This window comes from Aureibaculum marinum, from assembly GCF_003813905.1.
GTDB lineage: Bacteria > Bacteroidota > Bacteroidia > Flavobacteriales > Flavobacteriaceae > Aureibaculum > Aureibaculum marinum.
Genome location: NZ_RPFJ01000002.1, coordinates 284,487 through 306,660, shown reverse-complemented (window position 1 = coordinate 306,660; position 22,174 = coordinate 284,487). Strand labels below are relative to the sequence as shown.

The 22,174-nt window shown below is 29.0% G+C and carries 19 protein-coding genes; 10 read left to right on the top strand and 9 right to left on the bottom strand.

The window, feature by feature from the left end; all coding sequences use genetic code 11:
• The first annotated feature begins 7 nt into the window (after positions 1–7).
• Positions 8–2,932 carry a glycoside hydrolase family 3 N-terminal domain-containing protein gene (locus EGM88_RS02005; protein WP_123896295.1) on the top strand — a complete coding sequence of 975 codons (2,925 nt, stop codon included), beginning with the start codon at positions 8–10 and terminating at the stop codon, positions 2,930–2,932.
• Between the two features lie 49 nt (positions 2,933–2,981).
• Positions 2,982–4,316: a Kelch repeat-containing protein gene (locus tag EGM88_RS02000; protein ID WP_123896294.1), complete on the top strand. Its 1,335-nt coding sequence runs from the start codon at positions 2,982–2,984 to the stop codon at positions 4,314–4,316.
• A 4-nt stretch (positions 4,317–4,320) separates the two neighbouring features.
• Here the strand turns inward: EGM88_RS02000 and EGM88_RS01995 are convergent, their stop codons facing one another.
• The 3 genes from EGM88_RS01995 to EGM88_RS01985 are packed head-to-tail and all read right to left on the bottom strand — an operon-like array spanning position 4,321 to position 6,906.
• Positions 4,321–5,355 carry a lysophospholipid acyltransferase family protein gene (locus EGM88_RS01995; RefSeq protein WP_162497528.1) on the bottom strand — a complete coding sequence of 345 codons (1,035 nt, stop codon included), beginning with the start codon at positions 5,353–5,355 and terminating at the stop codon, positions 4,321–4,323.
• Between the two features lie 2 nt (positions 5,356–5,357).
• Positions 5,358–6,290, bottom strand: a complete 933-nt coding sequence (locus EGM88_RS01990; protein ID WP_123896292.1) for a bile acid:sodium symporter family protein — start codon at positions 6,288–6,290, stop codon at positions 5,358–5,360.
• Positions 6,274–6,906: a DUF4159 domain-containing protein gene (locus EGM88_RS01985; RefSeq protein ID WP_238988345.1), complete on the bottom strand. Its 633-nt coding sequence runs from the start codon at positions 6,904–6,906 to the stop codon at positions 6,274–6,276. The genes EGM88_RS01990 and EGM88_RS01985 overlap by 17 nt, the downstream gene beginning before the upstream one ends.
• 180 nt (positions 6,907–7,086) lie before the next feature.
• Between EGM88_RS01985 and EGM88_RS01980 the strand changes: the two genes are divergently transcribed.
• Entirely contained in the window at positions 7,087–7,740 is a 654-nt protein-coding gene (locus tag EGM88_RS01980; protein WP_123896290.1) for a YceI family protein, read from the top strand.
• Between the two features lie 95 nt (positions 7,741–7,835).
• On the opposite strand, the gene EGM88_RS01975 is transcribed toward EGM88_RS01980, so the two are convergent.
• The 3 genes from EGM88_RS01975 to EGM88_RS01965 form a co-directional block, all read right to left on the bottom strand.
• Complete coding sequence (locus EGM88_RS01975; RefSeq protein ID WP_123896289.1) at positions 7,836–8,543, bottom strand: 16S rRNA (uracil(1498)-N(3))-methyltransferase; 708 nt, start codon at positions 8,541–8,543, stop codon at positions 7,836–7,838.
• A gap of 79 nt (positions 8,544–8,622) precedes the next feature.
• Positions 8,623–9,750, bottom strand: a complete 1,128-nt coding sequence (locus EGM88_RS01970) for a GTP cyclohydrolase (protein WP_123896288.1) — start codon at positions 9,748–9,750, stop codon at positions 8,623–8,625.
• Between the two features lie 50 nt (positions 9,751–9,800).
• Entirely contained in the window at positions 9,801–10,958 is a 1,158-nt protein-coding gene (locus tag EGM88_RS01965; RefSeq protein WP_123896287.1) for a transporter, read from the bottom strand.
• 134 nt (positions 10,959–11,092) lie between these two features.
• On the opposite strand from EGM88_RS01965, the gene EGM88_RS01960 reads away from it, so the two are divergent.
• The 7 genes from EGM88_RS01960 (at position 11,093) to EGM88_RS01930 (ending at position 18,402) form a co-directional block, all read left to right on the top strand.
• Positions 11,093–11,350: a DUF4834 family protein gene (locus tag EGM88_RS01960; RefSeq protein WP_162497527.1), complete on the top strand. Its 258-nt coding sequence runs from the start codon at positions 11,093–11,095 to the stop codon at positions 11,348–11,350.
• A 149-nt stretch (positions 11,351–11,499) separates the two neighbouring features.
• Positions 11,500–13,944 (top strand): YfhO family protein, encoded by a 2,445-nt coding sequence (locus tag EGM88_RS01955; RefSeq protein WP_123896285.1) that lies wholly within the window; start codon positions 11,500–11,502, stop codon positions 13,942–13,944.
• On the top strand, positions 13,922–14,437 hold the full coding sequence (locus EGM88_RS01950) for a methyltransferase domain-containing protein (RefSeq protein ID WP_123896284.1): 516 nt from the start codon (positions 13,922–13,924) through the stop codon (positions 14,435–14,437). Before EGM88_RS01955 ends, EGM88_RS01950 begins: the two co-directional genes overlap by 23 nt.
• 83 nt (positions 14,438–14,520) lie before the next feature.
• Complete coding sequence (locus EGM88_RS01945) at positions 14,521–15,744, top strand: glycosyltransferase (protein WP_123896283.1); 1,224 nt, start codon at positions 14,521–14,523, stop codon at positions 15,742–15,744.
• Positions 15,741–17,018: a glycosyltransferase family 4 protein gene (locus EGM88_RS01940; protein WP_123896282.1), complete on the top strand. Its 1,278-nt coding sequence runs from the start codon at positions 15,741–15,743 to the stop codon at positions 17,016–17,018. The genes EGM88_RS01945 and EGM88_RS01940 overlap by 4 nt, the downstream gene beginning before the upstream one ends.
• Positions 17,015–18,094, top strand: a complete 1,080-nt coding sequence (gene wecB / locus EGM88_RS01935) for a non-hydrolyzing UDP-N-acetylglucosamine 2-epimerase (protein WP_123896281.1) — start codon at positions 17,015–17,017, stop codon at positions 18,092–18,094. The genes EGM88_RS01940 and wecB overlap by 4 nt, the downstream gene beginning before the upstream one ends.
• Before the next feature lie 80 nt (positions 18,095–18,174).
• Complete coding sequence (locus EGM88_RS01930; protein WP_123896280.1) at positions 18,175–18,402, top strand: hypothetical protein; 228 nt, start codon at positions 18,175–18,177, stop codon at positions 18,400–18,402.
• 85 nt (positions 18,403–18,487) lie between these two features.
• On the opposite strand, the gene EGM88_RS01925 is transcribed toward EGM88_RS01930, so the two are convergent.
• From EGM88_RS01925 to EGM88_RS01915, 3 genes are all read right to left on the bottom strand, one after another.
• Entirely contained in the window at positions 18,488–19,027 is a 540-nt protein-coding gene (locus EGM88_RS01925; RefSeq protein ID WP_238988343.1) for a hypothetical protein, read from the bottom strand.
• A gap of 20 nt (positions 19,028–19,047) precedes the next feature.
• Positions 19,048–19,866 carry an OmpA family protein gene (locus EGM88_RS01920; RefSeq protein ID WP_123896279.1) on the bottom strand — a complete coding sequence of 273 codons (819 nt, stop codon included), beginning with the start codon at positions 19,864–19,866 and terminating at the stop codon, positions 19,048–19,050.
• 79 nt (positions 19,867–19,945) lie between these two features.
• A complete protein-coding gene (locus EGM88_RS01915) occupies positions 19,946–22,153 on the bottom strand; it encodes an endonuclease MutS2 (RefSeq protein WP_123896278.1) in 2,208 nt (735 codons plus the stop codon).
• Positions 22,154–22,174 lie beyond the last annotated feature (21 nt).

The window sequence follows — 22,174 nt, the reverse complement described above, 5'->3', positions numbered from 1 at the left end:
AAAATTTATGAATACTAGAATTCTCTCCATTCTTACACTTTTATTATGTTTTTCAGTTCATACACAAGAAATAGATCCATTAGAAAAATTAGATACTTATGGCCAGACTGTTTGGGTAGATAGCATAATGAAATCGATGACCATTGACGAAAAAATAGGTCAACTTTTTATGGTTCAAACGTATTCAAATAGAGATGCTCAACATGAGCAAGATATAATAGATCTAATAAAAACATATCATATTGGAGGTCTCGTATTTTTCCAAGGCACGCCTGAAAAACAGATAAAAATGACTAACGTTTTTCAAAAAACGTCAAAAGTTCCTTTATTAATTGGTTTTGATGGTGAATGGGGATTGGATATGCGTTTAGATAATACGTATCGTTTTCCTTGGAATATGACTTTAGGAGCTATTCAAGACGAAAGCTTAATTGAAGAGTTTGGAGAAATGTTAGGAAAACATCATAGTAGAATTGGAATTCATGTAAATTTTGCTCCAGTAGTAGATGTAAATATTAATCCAGCTAATCCAATTATTGGAAATCGATCTTTTGGTGAAGATCCTAAAAATGTAGCAGCTAAAGCTATTGCTTTTACAAAAGGAATGCAAAGTAAACATGTACTGGCTAACGCCAAACATTTTCCAGGACATGGAGATACAGATGCTGACTCTCATTTAACTCTGCCAACTATTCCTTTCTCAAAACAACGATTAGATTCCGTTGAATTATATCCTTACAGAGAATTGTTTAAAAACGGTTTAGCTAGTGTTATGGTAGGACATTTAAGTGTTCCAGAATTAGAACCAAATGAAGCATTACCTTCGTCGTTATCTAAAAATATAGTAAATGATTTGCTAAAGGAAAAAATGGGCTTTAAAGGCCTAATCTTTACAGATGCTTTAAATATGAAAGGAGCAGCTAATTTTTCTAGTGCAGCAGAAATTAATTTAGAAGTAATAAAAGCTGGAAATGATATTTTATTAATGCCAGGAGATATTCCTGCATCTTTTGCTAAACTAAAAGAAGCTATTGCCAATGGTACCATTACTAAAACTCGTTTGGATGAATCAGTAAGAAAAATACTAAAAGCTAAATATTGGGCAGGATTAAAAAACTTTAAACCTATTACATTAGAAAATTTACATGAAGATATCAATGGAGAAGATGCCGAAATGTTGCATTATAAATTAATTGAAAACGCAACTACATTGTTAAAAAATGAACTTCAGGTTTTTCCTGTAAAAGATTTATCAGAAGCAAAAATAGCTTATGTTAAATTAGGAGATGATGACAATACAACTTTTGTAAATAGACTTAATGATTATACAAAGGTTGATGTAATTTCAGGTAAGAATTTGAATGAAGTTATTAAAAAATTAAAACCTTATAATTTAGTTATTATTGGATATCATAAATCAAATGAGAGTGCTTGGAAAGATTTTAAATTTAGTAATAAAGAATTAGTTTGGTTACAAGAAATAGCCAGAAGTAAACGTGTTATTTTAGACGTTTTTGCTAGTGCTTATAGTTTATTAGATATTAAAACATTTACAAATATTGAAAGTGTTTTGGTTTCATATCAAAACAGTAAAATATCTCAAGATATTTCTGCACAACAAATTTTTGGAGCTTTAAGTACAAAAGGTAGATTACCAGTTTCTATAAATGATGACTTTAAAGTAGGAGATGGTATAAATTCATCTAAGCTATATAGATTATCTTATGGTGTACCTGAGAGTGTAGGAATGAGCAGTAAAAAATTAGAAAGAATAGATTCTTTAGCTAAACAAGTAATTAACTCTAAAATGGCTCCTGGTTTGCAAGTTTTAGTTGCAAGAAAAGGGAAAGTGGTGTACAGAAAAAGTTTTGGATATCATACTGCTAAAAAGGAAACTAGAGTTCAAAACTCACATTTATATGATTTAGCATCAGTCACAAAAATTTTAGGAGGATTGCCTTTAATTATGAAGGCAGAAGAAGAGGGTAAATTTACTTTAGAAACAACACTAGGAGAATTATTTCCAGTTTTAAGTAATACCGATAAAAAAGATATTACTTTAAAAGAAGCATTGTCTCATTATGGTCGTTTGCAAGCGTGGATTCCTTACTATTTAAAAACATTAGATAGTGTAACAAAAAAAGCATCAGACAAGTATTATAGGAATCGACCTTCTGAAAAATTTTCTATTAAGGTAGCCAATAAATTATATCTTAGAACAGATTATAAAGATAGCATGTATCAAGCCATTGCAGATTCTCCTTTGTTAACAAGAAAGCGATATAAATATAGTGGATTAATATTTTATCTATTTAATGATTATTTTGAGAAAACATATAATCAGCCTATGGATATTTCTGATGAAACATTTTTTTATAAACCTTTAGGTGCAACTACATTAACCTACAAGCCACGAGAGAAATTTTCTGAGAAAATAATTGTACCTACAGAACGAGATATGTATTTCAGAGAGCAATTGTTACGAGGATATGTTCACGACCAAGGAGCTGCTATGTTTGGAGGGGTAAATGGGAATGCAGGTTTGTTTTCTAATTCTAATGATGTTGCTAAAATGATGCAAATGTATTTACAAGAAGGTTATTATGGAGGTAAACGCTATTTTAAAGCAGAAACAGTAAGAAAATTTAATAAAAGATATTATTCGAAAAATGATGTTCGTAGAGGTTTAGGTTTTGATAAACCTCAAATAAACCCTAGAGAAAAGGCTACTTGTGGCTGTGTGTCTCCAAAAAGTTTTGGACATAGTGGGTATACAGGTACGTATACTTGGGCGGATCCAGAAACCGAATTGGTTTATGTGTTTTTGTCAAATAGGGTATATCCTACAGCAAATAATTCTGGTTTGGTAAAATCTAATATTAGAACTGTAGCTCAACAAATTATTCAGGATGCAATTATAGCAGAAGACTAGATTTACCATCTTTTTTCTGCTTGTTCTGATAACGAAAGGTTAGAAATTTATGAAAAAACTACTGTTTGTGTTTTTACTAACCAGTATAACTATCTATGGACAGCAAATAAAAGGTGTTGTTGTTGATGAGGTCAGTAACAAACCTATTGCCAATGTTAATGTTTATGTAAAAACCATAGCAGAAGGAACAACAACTGATACACTTGGAGAGTTTTCTATTCGTGTAAATAAAACTTTTAATAAGAAAGACTCTATTTCGTTTTCATATATTGGATATGTTACCAAATATTATCCATTAGCTAATTTTAAAACGGGAGAAGTTACTGTTCGTCTTCGTCCAAATATGGAATTATTAAAAGAGGTTAGTGTTACCATCAATAGAAAATTAAATCACAGTTTAGCTTACACAGAATTAGCTTCAACAAAAAAAGCAGTACATTCTTTTGGTTCTATTTTGGTTGATGGTAAAATTTATATTATAGGAGGTGATAAATCTTATATTGAAAACCATTCCATGAGAGCATTAGATGAAGAAAATTTAAATGGTCTTTTTAAAAAAATTAATCCCTCGTGGGAAAAGTTTGATGGTAGTCTTAAAGTTTATCATATAGAAAAAGATAAATGGGAATATTCTGATTTAAAATTTAGAGAGCGTGCTTATCACAATCTCAATTATTTTGAGGGTAAAATATATATACTTGGAGGTAAGCGGTTGTCAAGAAATAGAAAATTGGAGTATTTAGACGATAAAATTGAACGCTTCGATATAGAATCTAATACTATTTTTATAGATAATTCTAATCCACATCAGGCAATAAATGCAGCTTCTTTTGTTTATAATAATAAACTTATTGTATTAGGAGGCTCGGTGAAGTTGAAAGCTAGTGGTACTAAAGTATATACAAATAAAACACATGTTTATAATTCTGAATCAGGGTATTGGTACGAACTAAATCATATGCCAATAGCAAAAGAAGCTAAAGGAATATTGGTTGAAAATAAATATTATTTAATTGGTGGTTATAAGGATAATGTATTGAATTCTATTGAAACTTTAGATTTGATCTCAGGCAAGTGGAAACGCATAGGCAAATTGTTTAATAGAATGGAAAGACCTGGATTGGCAACTGATGGTGCTACAATTTATATTTTTGATGATGGTGTTTTTATTACTATCAATACAAAAACAAATGAAATGAATCAATATCATATCAATTTAAGATTGAAGTCTCCAGAAATGTATTACTATAAAAACAAGTTATATGTTATAGGAGGATATACACCTAGTAATTTTAAGAAAATACCCTCATCAAAAGTGTTTTGTATTGATTTAGAAGAGGTAAAGAATACTAAAATTCAAAAAAACAAGAAAGTAGAGGATTGAAATTCTATTTAGTTTTTACCAAAAGTAAGACTAATAAAATACTAATTACAAGATAAACACAAGCAAAACCTATTCCGAAAAAATAATTAATTAGTAAACTTTGTAAAATATAGAATAGCGGAAAAGCAGTAGCACCAACAGCAAACTTTGTAGTGCTTACAAATTCAATTTCTTGAATTTTAGGTTCAATAGCTTTGTAAATTAGTAACGGAATAATACTATTTAATATAACCAGACTTTTTAGTGTTTTCCATAAAAAAGAAGATCTTTTTTTAATTTGTATTTTATTATTGGTTCCAAATTGGGAGGTTTTTATACTGTAATTGATAGCTTCTGGTTCTAAAAAGTCAACATTTCCGAGTTTTTTAAGGGTTTCATCATAATTTTCAATTTCAATATGTGTAGTTAACTCTTTCATTTTTTCTCGTATTACTTCTTTTAATTTTAAAGCAGAACTGTTAAAGTTATTCTTGTCATAAAAATCATTAGCTAAAACAGGTTTTCCATAATAAATAGAAACGCTTTCAGCAAATTTGTCAGCTTGAGAATAATTAATTCCAACAGGAACAATATGTAATTGTACATTCGGGTATTTTTCAAAAACGCCAAAAGCAATTCTAGTAAATCCTTTGCTTAATGGTCTTACCCAACGTCTAATATCATGCGTTCCTTCAGGAAATATTAAAAGAGAACGTTGTTTGTTTAAAATGGAAAAACATTTATTAAAAATTTCTTCGTTTTTAGCTAAAGTTTCTTTGCCATCTCTTAATCTGTAAATTGGTAACATATTAACAGTAGATAATATCCATTTTACAATTTTTATTTTAAAAGCACTTGCTCTAGTTAAAAAATGAATATTTCGAGGTATAGTTGTTGCAATTAGTAAAGGATCTATTAATGCGTTTTTATGATTAGCCACTAATAAAATAGCTCCTTTTTTAGGGATATTATTTTTTCCTTTTACTACAATCTTTTTATAAAAAAAGAAAAGACCAGTACTAATATAAATTTTAACTAATTGATACCAAATACTTTTCAAAATTAAGTTGTGATTTTAGTTGTTTTTAAAGACCAATAATAAGCTAATCCTAAACCTGAAGCTATATCCCAGATGCCCCAAAAAGCAATGCAAAGAGCCATGCCACCTAAGCCTAAATCCCCAAAGAAATTAAAGTATAATAATAATCCTAATCCAGAATTTTGAATACCTGTTTCAATAGCTAAAGTTTTTTGGTCAAAATAACTCAAACGCATAGCCTTTGCAAAATAGAATCCACCTAGGTAGCCTGTAATGTTATGAAAAATTACAATAAACAATACAAAATGAATATATTCAGAAAAAACATCAAGATTTTGTGAAAAAGCAATAACAATAAAGATTAAAAATATAACTACAGAAATGGGTTTTAATACTTTTGAAACCTTATAGGCTAAATTTTTGTAATATTTTCTGGTTAACATCCCTAAAATTAAAGGTACGCCTAAAATTAAAGTAACAAGCTTTGCTAAAGTAAACGGATCTAATTCAACTGTTCTTAAAATTTGTGAAGTGGGTTCATATAAATTACCCCAAAAAGCTAAGTTTATTGGAGTCATCATAACAGCAACTAATGTTGCAAATGCTGTTAAACTAACAGATAGTGCGGCATTTCCACCTGCCAATTGGGTCATAAAATTAGAAATATTTCCACCAGGGCAGGCTGCAACCATAATCATGCCCAACGCTATACTTGGGGTAGGATTTATAATAGAAACTAAAATATATGTAATTAATGGAAAAAGAATAAATTGGCTAAAGATACCTACTAACACAATTTTCGGATTTTTAAATAAACGTTTAAAATCGTCGCTAGTAATACCTAAAGCCACACCGTACATAATAATGGCTAGGGTAATATTTAGTAACCATAGACCATCACTATCAAAGTTTATTTTCACTTTGTTAACTATGTCACTACTAATTCTTAAAAACATATTCTATAATATTTGCACCCATTTTTAAAGCTTTTTCTCTTACTGGTGCAGGGTTGTTGTGAACAGCTTCATCTTCCCAGCCATCACTCAAATCACTTTCGTAGTCATAAAAAATTACTAAACGTCCTTCTAAAAATATTCCAAATCCCTGTGGAGGTTTACCATCATGTTCGTGAATTTTTGGTATTTTTTCAAAATCAAAAGTTTGATGATAAATAGGATGGGTATATGGAATTTCTTCTAGTTCAGATTCAGGAAGTAACTTTTTTAATGCAGCTCTTATGTATTTATCTAATCCATAATTATCTGAAATGTGTATGAATCCACCGGCAAAAAGGTATTTTCTTAAGTTTTCAATATCACTATTATCAAAAAAAACATTACCATGCCCTGTCATAAAAAGGATAGGATAGTTGAAAATATCTGAACTGTTAGTTTCTACAGTTTTAGGTTTTTCTGCTATGGTTGTTTTAATATTAACATTACAAAACTGAATCAAATTAGGTAAAGCAGTTGGATTAGCATACCAATCGCCTCCACCTTTATATTTTAAAATGGCAACTTCTTGGGCTTGTATTGAGCCAAAAAAGAAAAGTACTATCAATAATCTTAGCATATAAAGCATAATAGGTTACTTACAAATCTATAAAATTAAATTATAATGCTGTTTAAATTCGCATAATTCTTGATACTATCCTTTATAAAATACTAGACGTTAACAATACGTTAACATAAGATTTTAGATTGTAAAGTATTCTTTATTAATTTTGCATCTCTAAATTTAAACTAAAATAATATGAAAAATCAAATTTTTAAGGTCGCTGCCATTCTTTTTATAGGATTAGCGATGGTGTCATGTAAAGATGCAAAAAATAAAACTGAAGCTTCTGAAGCTCAAGAAGTAACTGAAACTACAAAAGAGGCCGTTAATTATTCTGCTAATGTTGATGATTCGAAATTAATATGGAAAGGAAGTAAGTTAACAGGTACACATGATGGTACTATAAAAATTTCAGAAGGTAATTTTTCTGTAGAAGACGGAAAATTAGTAGGAGGTAATTTTATTATTGATATGAATAGTATTGTTGTGTTAGATATTGAAGATGCTGATAATAATGCAAAATTATTGTCACATTTAAAAAGTGGAGACTTCTTTGATGTTGAAAACTATGGAAGTAGTGCATTTACCATTACAGAAGTTGTAGAAAAAGATGGAAAAAATATGATTAGTGGTAACTTAACGGTAAAAGGTATTAAGAAAAACATTCAATTTCCAGCTACTGTATCTATTGACGGAGATAGTGTTACTTTAAAAAGTGAACCTTTTACAATTGATAGAACAGAATGGGATATCAAATATAAATCTGGAAAATTTGCAGATTTAGCAAAAGATAAATTAATTGACGACAATATTGAATTGCAAGTTGAAGTAAAAGCAACAAAAGCATAAAACAATAGTTGTAATTGAGCTTTAAAAACTTTTGATTACGAGTACAACTAATTGTTTAAAATAAAAAAAGCATCATAATTATTATGATGCTTTTTTTATTGATTAATAAAAGATACTGCGTTTACGGCAACAACACCGGCGGTTTCGGTTCGTAACCTAGATTCTCCTAATGAGATTGGCTGATAGCCTTTATTTAATGCCTTTTTAATTTCTTCAGTTGAAAAATCACCTTCCGGACCAATTAAAATTGTTGCATTTTTATTGGGTTCCAAAGCTTCTTTTAGATTTTTTTTCTGAGTGTTTTCACAATGTGCAATAAATAAATTACTATTTGTTGTAGTATCAATAAATTCAGAAAATGGAGTTAATGCATTTAATTTAGGCAGTTGATATTTTAGAGACTGTTTCATAGCAGACTCTAAAATTCTTTTTAAACGATCTGTTTTAATTATTTTTCTTTCAGAATGGTCACAAAGTATTGGGGTAATTTCATCAATACCTATTTCTGTAGCTTTTTCTAAAAACCACTCAAATCTATCTATATTTTTTGTTGGAGCCAAGGCAATATGTAAATTGTATTTCCAAGGTTTTTCTTTTGTTTTAACTTCTATTATTTTTACTGAACAATTTTTATCACTGCTTACTGTAATTTCAGAAGTAAACAAATGGCCTTTTCCATTAGTAATATAAAGTGGATCACCTAATTTCTTACGAAGTACTTTTACAATATGTCTACTTTCTGCTTTATCAAAAGAAAATGAATCAGAAGTTGTTGTTATGTCTGGAGTGTAAAAAAGTTGCATTTTTTATCGGTTCAAAGTAAGAGATACAAGAAGTTACAATTTTTTAATTGAGTTTAAATTTTTAATATATCAAGTATTCTTAATAGCTTATATCTTTTCTATATGTTCTTCTCTTTTTATGAATTATGGGATCAAAGTTTTTCCATAACTGATGGATGGCATGGTTTTCTTCTAACTCAGATGATCTGATACAATTTTCTATACCTTTTTCTTTAAAAGTTTTGTAGTATTCGTCAAAAATAATGGCAGTCACTCCTTTGTTTTGATAATCAGGACGAATTCCAATTAGGTAAAAAAGTACTTCTTTACCATTTTTTCGTGCATTTAAAAGGTGAAATAATCCAAAAGGAAATAACTTGCCTTTTGCTTTTTGAAGTGCCTTTGCAAAACTAGGCATTACAATAGAGAAAGCAATTACCTTATCATCTTTGTCAGTAACAAATTTGATGTATTCTGGGTTTATAAAACTGATATATTTTTTTTTGAAATATGCCTTTTGTTTTTCAGTTATTGGTACAAAAGTTGGTAATTTTTCGTAGGTAATGTTAAATAAATCAAACATTTCATCTACATACGGCATTAACTCTTTTGTTTTTTTAAATGTTAAGGATTTTAAGTTGTATCTACGTTTAATTAATGCTTGTGCTTTTTGAAATACATCTGGATTTTTTACATTGTTAAAAGAGAAAATACTTTCAATAAATTCTTTTTCTTTTACGTATCCTAACTGCTCTAAATGTTTGATGTAATAAGGGTGACTATACCAAGTTATCATATTACCTATTTGATCAAACCCTTCACTTAAAACACCAACTTTATCTAAATTTGAAAAACCAACAGGGCCTTCAATATATTCTAAGTTATGTTGTTTACCAATCTCGTTAACCTTATCTAATAATGCTTTTGTTACTTCGATATCATCAATAATATCAAACCAGCCAAATCTCATTTTTTTTATCCCTTGTTTATTAATTTCAATAAAATTAATAATCGCAGCAACTCTACCTACTATTTTATTGTTTTTATAAGCTAAAAAGAAATGGACCTCAGCGTTGTCAAAAGCAGGGTTTTTATCTTTGTCAAAACCTTCTAGTTCTTCTTTTATAATAGGAGGAATCCAATATGGGTTGCCTTTAAAAAGTGAAAAAGGAAACTTAACAAATTTTTTTAAATCACTTTTTGAAGTAATTTCTTTAATGGTTATCATCTATTAGTAGTAAATTTTAATGATACCAAAACTACAAAAAAAGAAATAGATTAATTGCTATTATTTGGGTCATAGTTTTTATTATAATCCTTTGATTCTTTTTTCTTTTGTTTCTTCTCTTCTTTTGCTTTTTTCTTAGCCTCTTTTTCTAGCCTTTTTTGAGCTTTTGTTTTCTTAGGTTTTAATTTTTTTACTTTTTTCTTTTTTGCTTTAACAGTTTTAACTTTTCGTTGTTTTTTCTCTTTTTTAGAGAATATTTTGGAAAAGAATCCCCCTTCATTATTTGATTCTGTTACATTACCTTCAGAATCTACAGAATTATATTTATCTACATGTTTGTCTAATCTCCAAGCTAGGCCAGCTCCAAAAAAATAGGTATCATCTCCACGTTCGTCCTTTATATAACGAAAAGCAACATCTACTTGAGTGTTCTTATTAAGCAAATAAGCACTTCCAATCCCATACTGAAAATCATTAGGAACGTTTTTTCTTAAAAAACCTTGATTTTCTGCAAATACTGATACTTTTTCTGTCAAAGCATATGTTGCTGTAATTATATATGAATTTTCTGCTTGATCTGTAAATGATTTATCCATTATAAAATTTGTTAGCAAAACAAATTTATTTGATAAATCATTTTGTGTAAAAAGAGCAAACCGTGGACTTATTCCATCAGGATTTTTATGTAAATCAGTTAAAAAATTGGTGTTAAGTCCGGCGTAAATACCAACAGCAGGTATCAACCTTTTCCAATCGTAGCTATTTCTTTTTTTCCAACTACGTATTTCTTTAGATTTGTCGGTATATGTTGGAGAGTATAATAAATACTTGGCTCCGATTGTTAGTTTACTTAATCCTAAAGCAGATTCACTATATACTGTTGGTCGTGTATAATTTCTATTTTCATTTACAAGAGATAAATCTAGATTAATTTCTAACCTTTCAAAAAATTGACCTGTTCTAAAGAAGAAATTTGTGCCATAAGTTTCACTATTGTAATTGATGTTTTCTTCAGTAGCTTTGTTATAGTATAAATAGTTTCCTATATCTTTATAAAATAACCCAGCTTCAACTTGGTAGACTCCTGTGCCAACACTATACGGGCTATCAGAAAAACCTGGACGCTTTGAGTTAATAACTTCGGTATATTGGGCAAAACCTATTTGAAAGCAAAAACTTAAAAATAAAAGCAAAGTGAATTTTCTCATGCGAAAGTATTAAGGCAAATAATAATCAATTTATGTATTACTTAACGTATTTGTTGCATTCAAATTGTTATTTTTGAAAACTAATTTTAAAAATCTTTATTTTTAGATTTTATTTTATGCAAGAAGCTGGTATTATGAATTTTATAAGAACATTACTTATTATTTTGGCTATATATTATGCTTTAAAAATTATAGGAAGATACATTTTTCCTATTTTTATGAAGAAAATGATGCAAAATGTTGAGAAAAAATTTAATGAACAACAAGGAAGAACAACCTCCCAAAATCAAAATGTTAAAGAAGGTGAAACAATTATAGATAAAGCCCCTAATACGCATTCAAAAAGTAATAATGATGTAGGTGAATATGTTGATTATGAAGAGGTTGAGTAAAATTTGTACTCTTATACTTGTTTGTATCAAATAATTTTAGCTGTTAAGTGATTTTAACGTAAAGAGACGAGTCGTTTTCTTAATGGTAACTTTCTATAAAAGTATTCTAAATTAATAGTAAAAGCATAACTAATAAAACTATCCAAATAATGAATAATAATAAATACCTTCCTTTTATCATTGCTATTTTAGTATTTGTTATTGCATCATTGGCTTATTTTTCTCCTGTTTTAGAAGGAAAAAGAATATTTCAAAGTGATATAGCCCAATTTAAAGGAGTCTCTAAAGAAATAGTAGATTATAGGAAACAAAATAATGAAGAACCATACTGGACAAATAGAGTGTTTGGAGGTATGCCAGCCTATAATGTAAGTGCTTACTATCCTTATAATTACATAAAGAAAGCAGATCAATTATTACGTTTTTTACCTAGACCAGCAGATTATTTATTTTTATACTTTTTAAGTTTTTTTGTGCTGCTGTACGTGTTAAAAGTAGAATGGAAATTAGCAATTTTAGGAGCACTTGCTTTTGGATTTTCAACATATTTAATAATTATTTTTGGAGCTGGACATAATGCAAAAGCTCATGCTATTGCATACATGCCTTTGGTTTTAGCTGGATTTTTGTTGGTTTTTAAAAAGAAATACTTGGCAGGGTTTTTATTGTCAACCATTGCATTGGCCTTTGAAGTAAACGCTAGTCATCCACAAATGACATACTATTTACTTTTTATGATATTAATTCTAGGTATTGTGTATTTAATTGATTCATTTAAGCAAAAAACAATTCCTCATTTTGTAAAAAGTGTTTTCATATTGGTAGCTGCAGGTATTTTAGCTCTAGGGGTTAATTCTACAAGTTTAATGGCAACGAAAGAGTATGCAGCTTATAGCACTAGAAGTCAGAGTGAGTTAACTATAAATCCTGATGGCACTAAAAAAGAGAATTTAACTTCTGGGTTAGATCGTGACTATATAACTGAGTATAGTTACGGGTTAGGAGAAACCTTTAACTTGTTAATACCTAGATTTTATGGTGGTGGAAATAGAGAAAATTTAGATAAAGACACCCAAACGTATGAGTTTTTAAAAGATAAATTTGGAAGAAAAGGGGCTAGAGAATTTGTAGAGAATTTTCCAGGATATTGGGGAGATCAAACCATTGTAGAAGCTCCTGCATATATTGGGGCAGTATTAATTTTCTTATTTGTTTTAGGTTTATTTTTGGTCAAAGGGAAACTAAAAAAATGGCTTTTGGCAGCTACTGTTTTTTCGATATTGTTAAGTTGGGGTAAACACTTTCCAGTGTTAACCAATTTTTTTATTGATTACGTGCCATTATATAATAAATTTAGAGCAGTATCATCAATACAGGTTATTGCTGAATTGGCAGTTCCTTTATTAGCTATTATTACTCTAAATAAATTTTTAAATGATGAAAATAATACAACACTCAAAGAAAAATATTTAAAATATGCTCTCTATGGAGTGGGAGGCATAACTTTAATCTTTACCTTATTTGGTACAAGTCTATTTACTTTTGAAAGTTTTAGAGATCCAAGTATGGATGGTATTGATAAACAATTTCCTGGTTTTCTGGATACTATTGTATCTGAAAGAAAATCTCTTTTCTTTAATGATAGTTTACGTTCTTTAGTTTTGATTTTAATCTCTGCAGGTCTTTTATGGGGGTTTGTAAAGGAAAAGATAAGCAAAAATGTAGTAATTATTTCATTTAGCATTTTAATTTTATTTGATTTAATAGGTGTAGATATGAGGTATGTGAATGCGGATGATTTTGTTTCAAAAAAGGAACAAGAAATACCATTTATAGCTACTGATGTTGATAAAGAAATATTGAAAGATAAATCGTATTATCGAGTAGCCAATTATACTGTTAATCCGATGAATGATGGGAGTACATCGTATTTTCATAATTCTATTGGTGGGTACCATGCAGCAAAACCGAGACGCTATCAAGAATTATTTGAATATCAAATTGCAAAAAATAATGTACAAGTATTAAATATGTTAAATACTAAATATATTATTTTTGAAGATAGTAATCGTATTAAGAGATTGCAGAAAAATGATGAGGCAAATGGAAATGCTTGGTTTGTTAATGAAGTTGAATTTGTAAACTCTGCTAATGAAGAGATTAAGGCTTTAGATAGTATAAATACAAAAGAAAAAGCCATTATAAATTCTGAATTTAAGGAAATGTTAACTGAAACCTCTTTTAAAAAGGATAGTTTAGCAACGATAACCTTAACTTCTTATAAACCTAATGAATTAAAATACGAAAGTGAAACTAATATAGAGCAACTGGTAGTCTTTTCTGATATGTACTATAAAGAGGGCTGGAATGCTTACATTGATGGAAAATTATCGCCCTATTTTAGAGTCAATTATGTCTTGAGAGCTATGGTAGTCCCTTCTGGAAAACATGAAATTATTTTTAAGTTTGAACCAACTGTTGTTAAAAAAGGAAATACCGTTACTTTGATTTCTTATGCATTGTTATTGCTTATTCCTATAGGTTGGTTTTTTATTGATAAAAAGAAGAAAAATGTACAATCAACTACCAAGTAAAAGATACCAACATACCATAAAATTTTTGCAGAAGGTGTTGCCAAAATCAGCAACAATTTTAGATTTGGGAATTAGAAATCCGTTTAGTGAAATTATGGAAGAACACGGGTATAATGTAATTAATACAGAAGGTGAAGATTTAGACTTGGTACCCGAAATAGTAAAAAAACATAAAGTTGATGCAGTAACTGCCTTTGAGATTTTTGAACATCTTATCGCTCCTTTTAATGTATTAAGAGAAATAGAATCAACTAAATTAATAGCAACTGTGCCACTAAATTTATGGTTTGCAAAGGCGTATAGGTCTAAATCAGATAAGTGGGATAGACATTATCACGAATTTGAAGATTGGCAATTCGATTGGTTGCTAGAAAAATCTGGATGGAAAATAAAGGAAACAGAAAAATGGACAAGTCCAATTAATAAAATAGGTTTTAGGCCAATTTTAAGAAAATATACACCACGCTATTATGCAGTTTATGCTGAGAAATAATGTAAGGAACGTATTATTAAAAAAGAGAAATAGATAATATATTTCTAAAATTTGTAAATGCTAAAATTAAATTAATTTTTTTGATGAATTTTATCTGCATGCTTTTAGATGGGGCTTACCCACAAGATATTAGAGTACGAAAAGAAGCAGAGTCTTTAGCTGAATTTGGTAAGAATGTGTTGGTTGTTTGTCCTCGAAAACAAAATCAAATTAAACAAGAAATAATTAACGGAGTTCATATTTATAGAATTGGTAAAAATTATTCTCTTTATAAAAAAGGAATAAATGATATCATAGAAAGTGTTACTGATATTAATCCGTTTTTCTATTTTAATTTAAAGAAAGTTTTAAAGAATTATTCTGTTGAATTTTTGCATGTTCATGATTTACCATTAGCTGGGACAGGGTATGCATTTAAGAATAGAATTAAAAAAAATATAATTTTAGACTTACACGAAAATTATCCTGAAGCTTTAAAAACTTGGTTCTCTTGGAAAAAAAGTAAACTTATTAGATTAAAAAATACCATTTTTTTTAACCCTAAAAATTGGTCAAAAAAAGAAGAAAAATACTGTAATAGATACGATAAAATTGTATGTGTTGTTGAAGAAATGAAAGAAAAACTGATTCATAATTTTAAAATTGCGTCTGAAAAACTTGTAGTGATTTCCAATTATGAAAAGAAAGATTTTTCTAAAAATTTTAATTTAGAGGTAGCCCAAAGTATATTAGATAACAATTGTTTTTCAATAACTTATGTTGGTGGGTTTGGTCCACATAGAGGATTAGATACAGCCATTAAAGCAATGCAAAAAATACTCAGAGATGTGCCTAAAGCTAAATTATTCTTAATAGGTAAAGGTAGTTTTGATGTTGAACAAAAATTACGAGCATTAGTTAGTGAGCTTAAATTAGAAAGTAGTGTAAAATTTGTTGGGTATAGACCTTTCAATGAGGTGGCTACCATAATGAAAAAATCTAATTTAAATATTATTCCTCATAAGGCTAATGAACATACAGATAATACTATTCCGCATAAATTATTTCAAATTATGATGAGTAGAAGTTTATTATTAGTAAGTTCTTGTAAACCATTAAAACGAATTGTTGAAAAGTACGATGCAGGTTTGGTTTTTGAAGCTGATAATTCTGACGATTTTGCTTTAAAAGTGGTAGAGGCCTATAGAAATTACGAAGGGTTAAAATATAAAACTGAACATGCTTATATGGCTGTTATGGATAAAGGTGAAAATTGGGATGAGGAAAGCTTAAAATTAGTTAATTTATATGATAAATTAAAAGTTTGAAAGTTTTAATTATTACATATTATTGGCCTCCTGCAGGCGGATCTGGCGTTCAACGTTGGTTAAAATTTGTAAAGTACCTTACGCAATTTGATGTTGAACCTATTGTATATACAGTAGACAAGCCAAACTATGCTATTGAAGATGATACCTTGCAAAAAGAGGTTCCTAAATCTGTTAAAGTATTGTGTCAACCTATAAAAGAACCTAATGATATTTTAAATTTTTTTGGAAATAAAAATAAAAAGACTAGTGCGGGTTTTTTAAACCAAAATCCTACTTTTTTTGGAAAAATATTGCAATACATTAGAGCTAATTATTTTATACCAGATGCTAGAAAATTTTGGATAAAACCATCTATTAATTATTTAACTGAGTATCTTAAAAATAATAATATTGATGCAGTTATTACTACCGGACCTCCACATAGTTTGCATTTAATAGGTTTGCAATTACAAAAAAAACGAAACATTAAATGGATAGCTGATTTTCGTGATCCATGGACAGATATTGATTATTTTCATCAATTGCCGTTAACTAAAAAGTCAATTAAAAAGCATAATCAATTAGAAAAACAAGTGGTAAGTTCGGCTGACAGTGTTTTAGTAGTTGGTAATGCGATGAAAGAAAATTTTTTGAAGTACAATAGTAAGGTAGAGGTTATTACAAATGGTTTTGATGGTGAAATAAATAACTCAAGTATTGTACTTGATAAAAAATTTACTATAGTTCATATTGGTTTAGTAAATGCAGATAGAAATCCTAAAATATTATTTAAGGTACTTGAAGAATTAATAGATGAAAATGAAAATTTTGCTAAAGATTTTGAATTGGTTTTTGTTGGTAAATTAGCAGATGAAGTTATAGAAGAGATGTCAAACAAAAATTTAAAATCGTACACAAAAATTATAGATTATGTTCCGCATTATAAAGTCGTTGAATTTCAAAAAAGAGCACAAGTATTATTATTACTAGTAAATAATGTACCTAGTGCAAAAGGAATTATTACGGGAAAAATATTTGAATATTTACAAGCACAACGTCCAATATTAGCTGTAGGTCCAACTGATGGAGATTTGGCTGATATAATTTCTATAACAAACTCGGGTTCTATAATAGATTTTAATGATAGTGTAAATCTAAAAGAAAAAATTTTAGAAATGTATAGTAATTACAAAAAAGACAATTTAATCTGTAATTCAATTAATATAGAACAATATCATCGTAAGGTTTTGACAAAAAAATTGATAAACGTATTAAACGATGTGGTGATATGAAAAAAATAGTAACCATTTTAGGGGCAAGACCGCAATTTGTAAAGGCTGCGGTTTTAAGTAGAATAATTAAGGAATATCAACAAATTGAAGAAGTAATTGTACATACAGGTCAACATTTTGATCAGAACATGAGCGATGTGTTTTTTTATGAAATGGAAATACCAAAACCAAAATATAATTTACATATTAATAGGCTTGGCCATGCTGGTATGACTGGGCAAATGTTAATTGGTATTGAAAAAATATTATTAAAAGAACAGCCCTCTGCCGTGATTGTCTATGGAGATACTAATTCTACATTAGCAGGGGTTATTGCTGCAAAAAAATTAGGTATTAAGGTTATACATATAGAAGCAGGACTACGCTCTTTTAATATGAATATGCCAGAAGAAATTAATAGAATTGCTACTGATGCTATATCCGATTTACTATTATGTCCTACCGATGTTGGTGTTGCTAACTTAAAAAAAGAAGGAATTAATTCTTCAAATAAGGTAGTTAAATCAGGAGATATAATGAAAGATGCTGTGGCTTATTACTCTCAAATGGCAAATGAAAAATCAACATTATGTAAAGATTTACGGTTAGAGAAAGATAATTTTGTTTTAGCTACTATTCATAGACAAGATAACACCAATAGTATTAGTAATTTAAAATCAATTTTTTCAGGCTTGGATCAGATTTCTAAAACTTGTAGCGTAATAATGCCACTACATCCAAGAACAAAAATTGCTTTAGAAGCAAATAGTATTAAAACAGCTGTTACTACTATAGCACCAGTAGGATATTTTGATATGCTATCCTTGTTAAATAACTGTAAGTTGGTAATAACGGATAGTGGAGGGCTACAAAAAGAATCTTATTATAATAAAAAACACTGTATTATTGTAAGAGAAGAAACTGAATGGATTGAGTTGGTTGAAAATGGATTTGCAAAAACTGTTGGAAGTAATTCCTTAAAGTTAGTTGAGGCTTTTGATTATTTTAAATCAAAGACCTCTGACTTTTCGAAAAATTTATATGGAGAAAATGTTGGAGAAAAAATGTATGCCGAAATACTTAAGCAGGTGTTATAATTTTTATTAAAGTAAAGTTATATATAGATGCAGATGTAGGCAAAGAAACTTATTAAATAAATGTAAAACAGTGAATACTTATGAAATTACCTAAATTTTTACTTGGAGATAATACTGATTTTCCGGATGATATTTTTATTATACATACAGATTATCCTCAGTTTATTATTAACTTAGTTAATGATGAAATTGAATGGCTAGAAGATGTTACTGGAGAAAATCAAGAAGAATTAACAAATGAAATTAATGATTTAATAGAGCAAGCTTCTTCTTTTTATGATAGAGAGATGGAACGATATGCTGAATAATTTGCTTAAAAAAAATCCCGTAGAACCATTAAGTTCTACGGGATTTTATCTAACAGTAAGTTGTTAAATGTTTGTTCTATTAAAATTATAGACCGCCTTTTAATTCATTTTGCCATTTTTTTAGCTCATCCCATTTGTCTTGAGCAGCTAGTTTAGCTTGATCAGCCCAGGTTTTTGGATTATGAACTCTATAACGAGGTCCTGCATCGTCTAATATTTTCTGCAATTTTTCTACAGTTGATTCAGAAAGTTGTTTAAAACTCCATATACCATCATCATTTAACAAGCCTTTAATTTTAGGACCAATACCTTCTATTTTAGTCAAGTCATCTTTTACAGAGTCATCAGCTTTTTTAGGAACTACTGTTGCAGCTAATGAAGCTGTCGTAGCCGCTGCACTTGCAGCTAAAACATTTTTTTCTTTTTTGCAACCAGCTAATTCTGCTTCTAAACTTCTTATTTTGGAAGAATAGTCTGTTTTATCAGTAGTGGTATTACTAAAAAGTTTTGACAATAACCAGCCTAAAATAATACCTAATATAAAGGCTCCTAGTAGCCATAAAAACCACCACCAGAACATGTCTGAACCATCGCAACTTGTTGTATTTATTTGTAATGCTAACATAATTTTATTTTTTTAGTTGTTTATTCTATTTCTAATTCTACTCTTCGGTTTTTCGTCATACCTTCTTCTGTGTCATTTGATGCTATAGGATTATTTTCTCCCTCTGTTCCAACAGAAATTCTATTTTGAGGTACTCCTAAGTCTACCAAGATGTTTTTTATGGCTTTAGCTCTTTCTAATCCTAACCTCATATTATAACCGGGGTTTCCTTTATTGTCTGTATGTCCGATGAGAATTACTTTTTTATCAGTGTCTTTTAAAGCTTCAGCAACGTTTTTTAAGTAATTGTTAATGTTTTTATTTTCAATTTTTTGTGTGGAGTTGTAAGGGAAATAAAATAGCGTTTTGTTTTCAACTTCTTGAATATTTTCATTTCTAATTTTCCACTCTAAAACGGTACCTCCAAAAGGTTCAATTTTGGCTTCTTCAGAATCTCTAATTAATTTACTATTAATTTCCATTCTTTTCATATCAATAGAATCAGATAGCATTTTTCTTATCGCATCTGCTCTGGCTAATCCTAAATTTTCAAAAGAGGTTTTGTTTATTTCGTCTTTGTAGTAAGGACCAATAATACTTAGAATTTTACCATCCGTATTTGCAGATAGGATTTCCCTTCTTTTGTTTATCCAAAGGTCGTTAGTCAGAGGTTTCTCTGAATTCCAGTTAAAAACTAGTGGTCCATATTTGACCACTTCTTTTGCTGGTGATGCAGTTTCTTTTGTTTCTAAAGGAGTAGATTCATCACAACAGAGCATATTATTTTTATACCATTGCCATCCGAACCAAGCCCATAGAACAAATAAAAGAATTAGCACCAATGCTAATAGTTTCTTCATTTTTGTAGGTTTAGTTAATATTTTGTTGTGTTAAAAATAAGCAAAAAAATGTAAATGTGTAATTTTGAGTGATGTAGCTTTAATTTTTAGCAGCTTCAACCAATTCTAGCTGTTTGGTATTTACTTTGGTAGTAAAAAGTCCGTAGTTAATTGTGGCTATATTTTTTTCGATGTTGTCAATAGTACCAACAGATTTACCATCAGGTAATCGAACCCGGTCATTAACTTTAAATACGTAATCGGCTTTAGCCTTTTCTATTTTCTTTTTAAGAGTATTCTTTTTATGCCTAATTTTTTTTACTTCTACTAAAACCTCTTTTTTTACCTCGTCTAATTTTTTCTCAGTCTTTCTTTTTATTTCAATTTCTTTTTTCTTTTGGATCTTATTTTTTTTGTGAGGTTTGTGCAATTTAACGTATTTGTTTTTTTCAATCAAAATCCATTTCATAAAGTCTGCTAACAATTTCTTTTTATTATTAGATTGAAAATAGGTATTTGCTATTTCATTAATCTTTCGACCAATGGATAGCATTTTTTGATTATTGTCATAAAGCTCTTGGAAGCTTTCTAATTTTTCTTGAAGTTTAAGTTCTTTCTCAGAAAGTGTGTCTGTATGTAGTTTAGCTTTATGCTGTTCTTTTTCTAAACTTTCTGATGTTCGTTGTAGTTTATTACGCTCTTTTTGTAATTTAGATATTGTTTTATCTAATCGTATTTTACCACGTTCAACCTTCTTTTTTGCTCTATTAATTAACCGGAACGGAATGCCGTTTTTTTGAGCTACTTCAAAAGTAAATGAACTACCAGCTTGTCCTATAAAAAGTTTAAAAAGAGGTTCTAATGTTTTTTCATCAAACTGCATATTGGCATTAGTTACATTGTCAAGTTCATTAGCTAATACTTTTAAATTAGAGTAGTGTGTTGTTATAACTCCAAAAGCATTTTTGTCATAAAATTCTTCTAAGAATATTTCAGCTAATGCTCCACCTAATTCAGGATCACTACCTGTGCCAAATTCATCTATTAAAAACAAGGTGTTGTTATTGCATTTGCGTAAAAAATCACGCATGTTTTTTAATCGGTAACTGTATGTACTTAATTGATTTTCAATAGATTGATTATCTCCAATATCAGTTAATATTGTGTCAAAAAAGTAAACTTCACTTCGTTCATGTACAGGAATTAATATTGCAGACTGAATCATTACTTGCAACAACCCAATGGTTTTGAGTGTGATACTTTTTCCACCAGCATTAGGTCCAGAAATAACAATGATTTGTTGCTGTTGATTAAGTTCTAATGTTTGTGGTATAGTTTTAATATTTTTTTTACTATTTGTTTCTAATAAAATTGGGTGATATGCATCACGTAACAATACTTTTTTTTCATTAGAAATTTTAGGTAATAACCCTTTAATATTTAGTGCATATTTGGTTTTGGCTGCAATTACATCTAACTGTGTTAGGTATTGTTGGTATTGTTCTAATGTATTTTTATAGGGCCTTATTTGATTGCTTAGTTCTTTTAATATTTTGACTACTTCTTGAGACTCTTCGTAAATTAAATCTTGTAATTTTCTACTAATTTTTAACGTGGCTTCAGGGGCTATATAAACAATACTACCTGTTTTAGAATTGCCTAATAAAGAGCCTTTAACCTTTTTTCTGTGCATTGCTTGTACTGCCAAAACACGTTGGTTGTCAATTACAGACTCTCTAATATCGTCTAAATATCCATTACTAGCATAGTAATTAAGTGCTTTGGTAAAACTTATGCTAATTTCACCTCGTACCGTATTTATTTCTTTTCGGATAGCTTTTAATTCGACACTAGCGTTATCAGAAACTTCACCAAAACGATTTATAATTTTATGGATACTTTCATGAATGCTTGTTGTGAACTCAATTTTTTCAGAACTTTCAAATAAAGTAGGAAAGTATTCAGCAAATTTTTTAAAAAATGTAAGTAAATCAATAACGGTTTCTGATAATTGTGCAACTTTTTTAAAAGACGTAGCCTCTAAAAAACTATTTTCAATACCTAGAAGGTGAATTTCTTTTGTTATGTCATCAAAATTATGATTAGGTATTCGGTTCTCATTTTCGAACGAGGCTAAATATTCATTAGTTTGATGTAATTGAGCAATTAGTTTTGATTTGTCTTGAATAGGCTTAATATCCAGTACGGCATTTTTTCCTAAGTCAGAATGGCAATAATCAGCAATCTTGCTCAATACGACATTAAACTCTAAATCTTTAAGTGTTTTGTTAGTAATTTTCCTACTCAAAATTGTATTTTTGGTCGAACA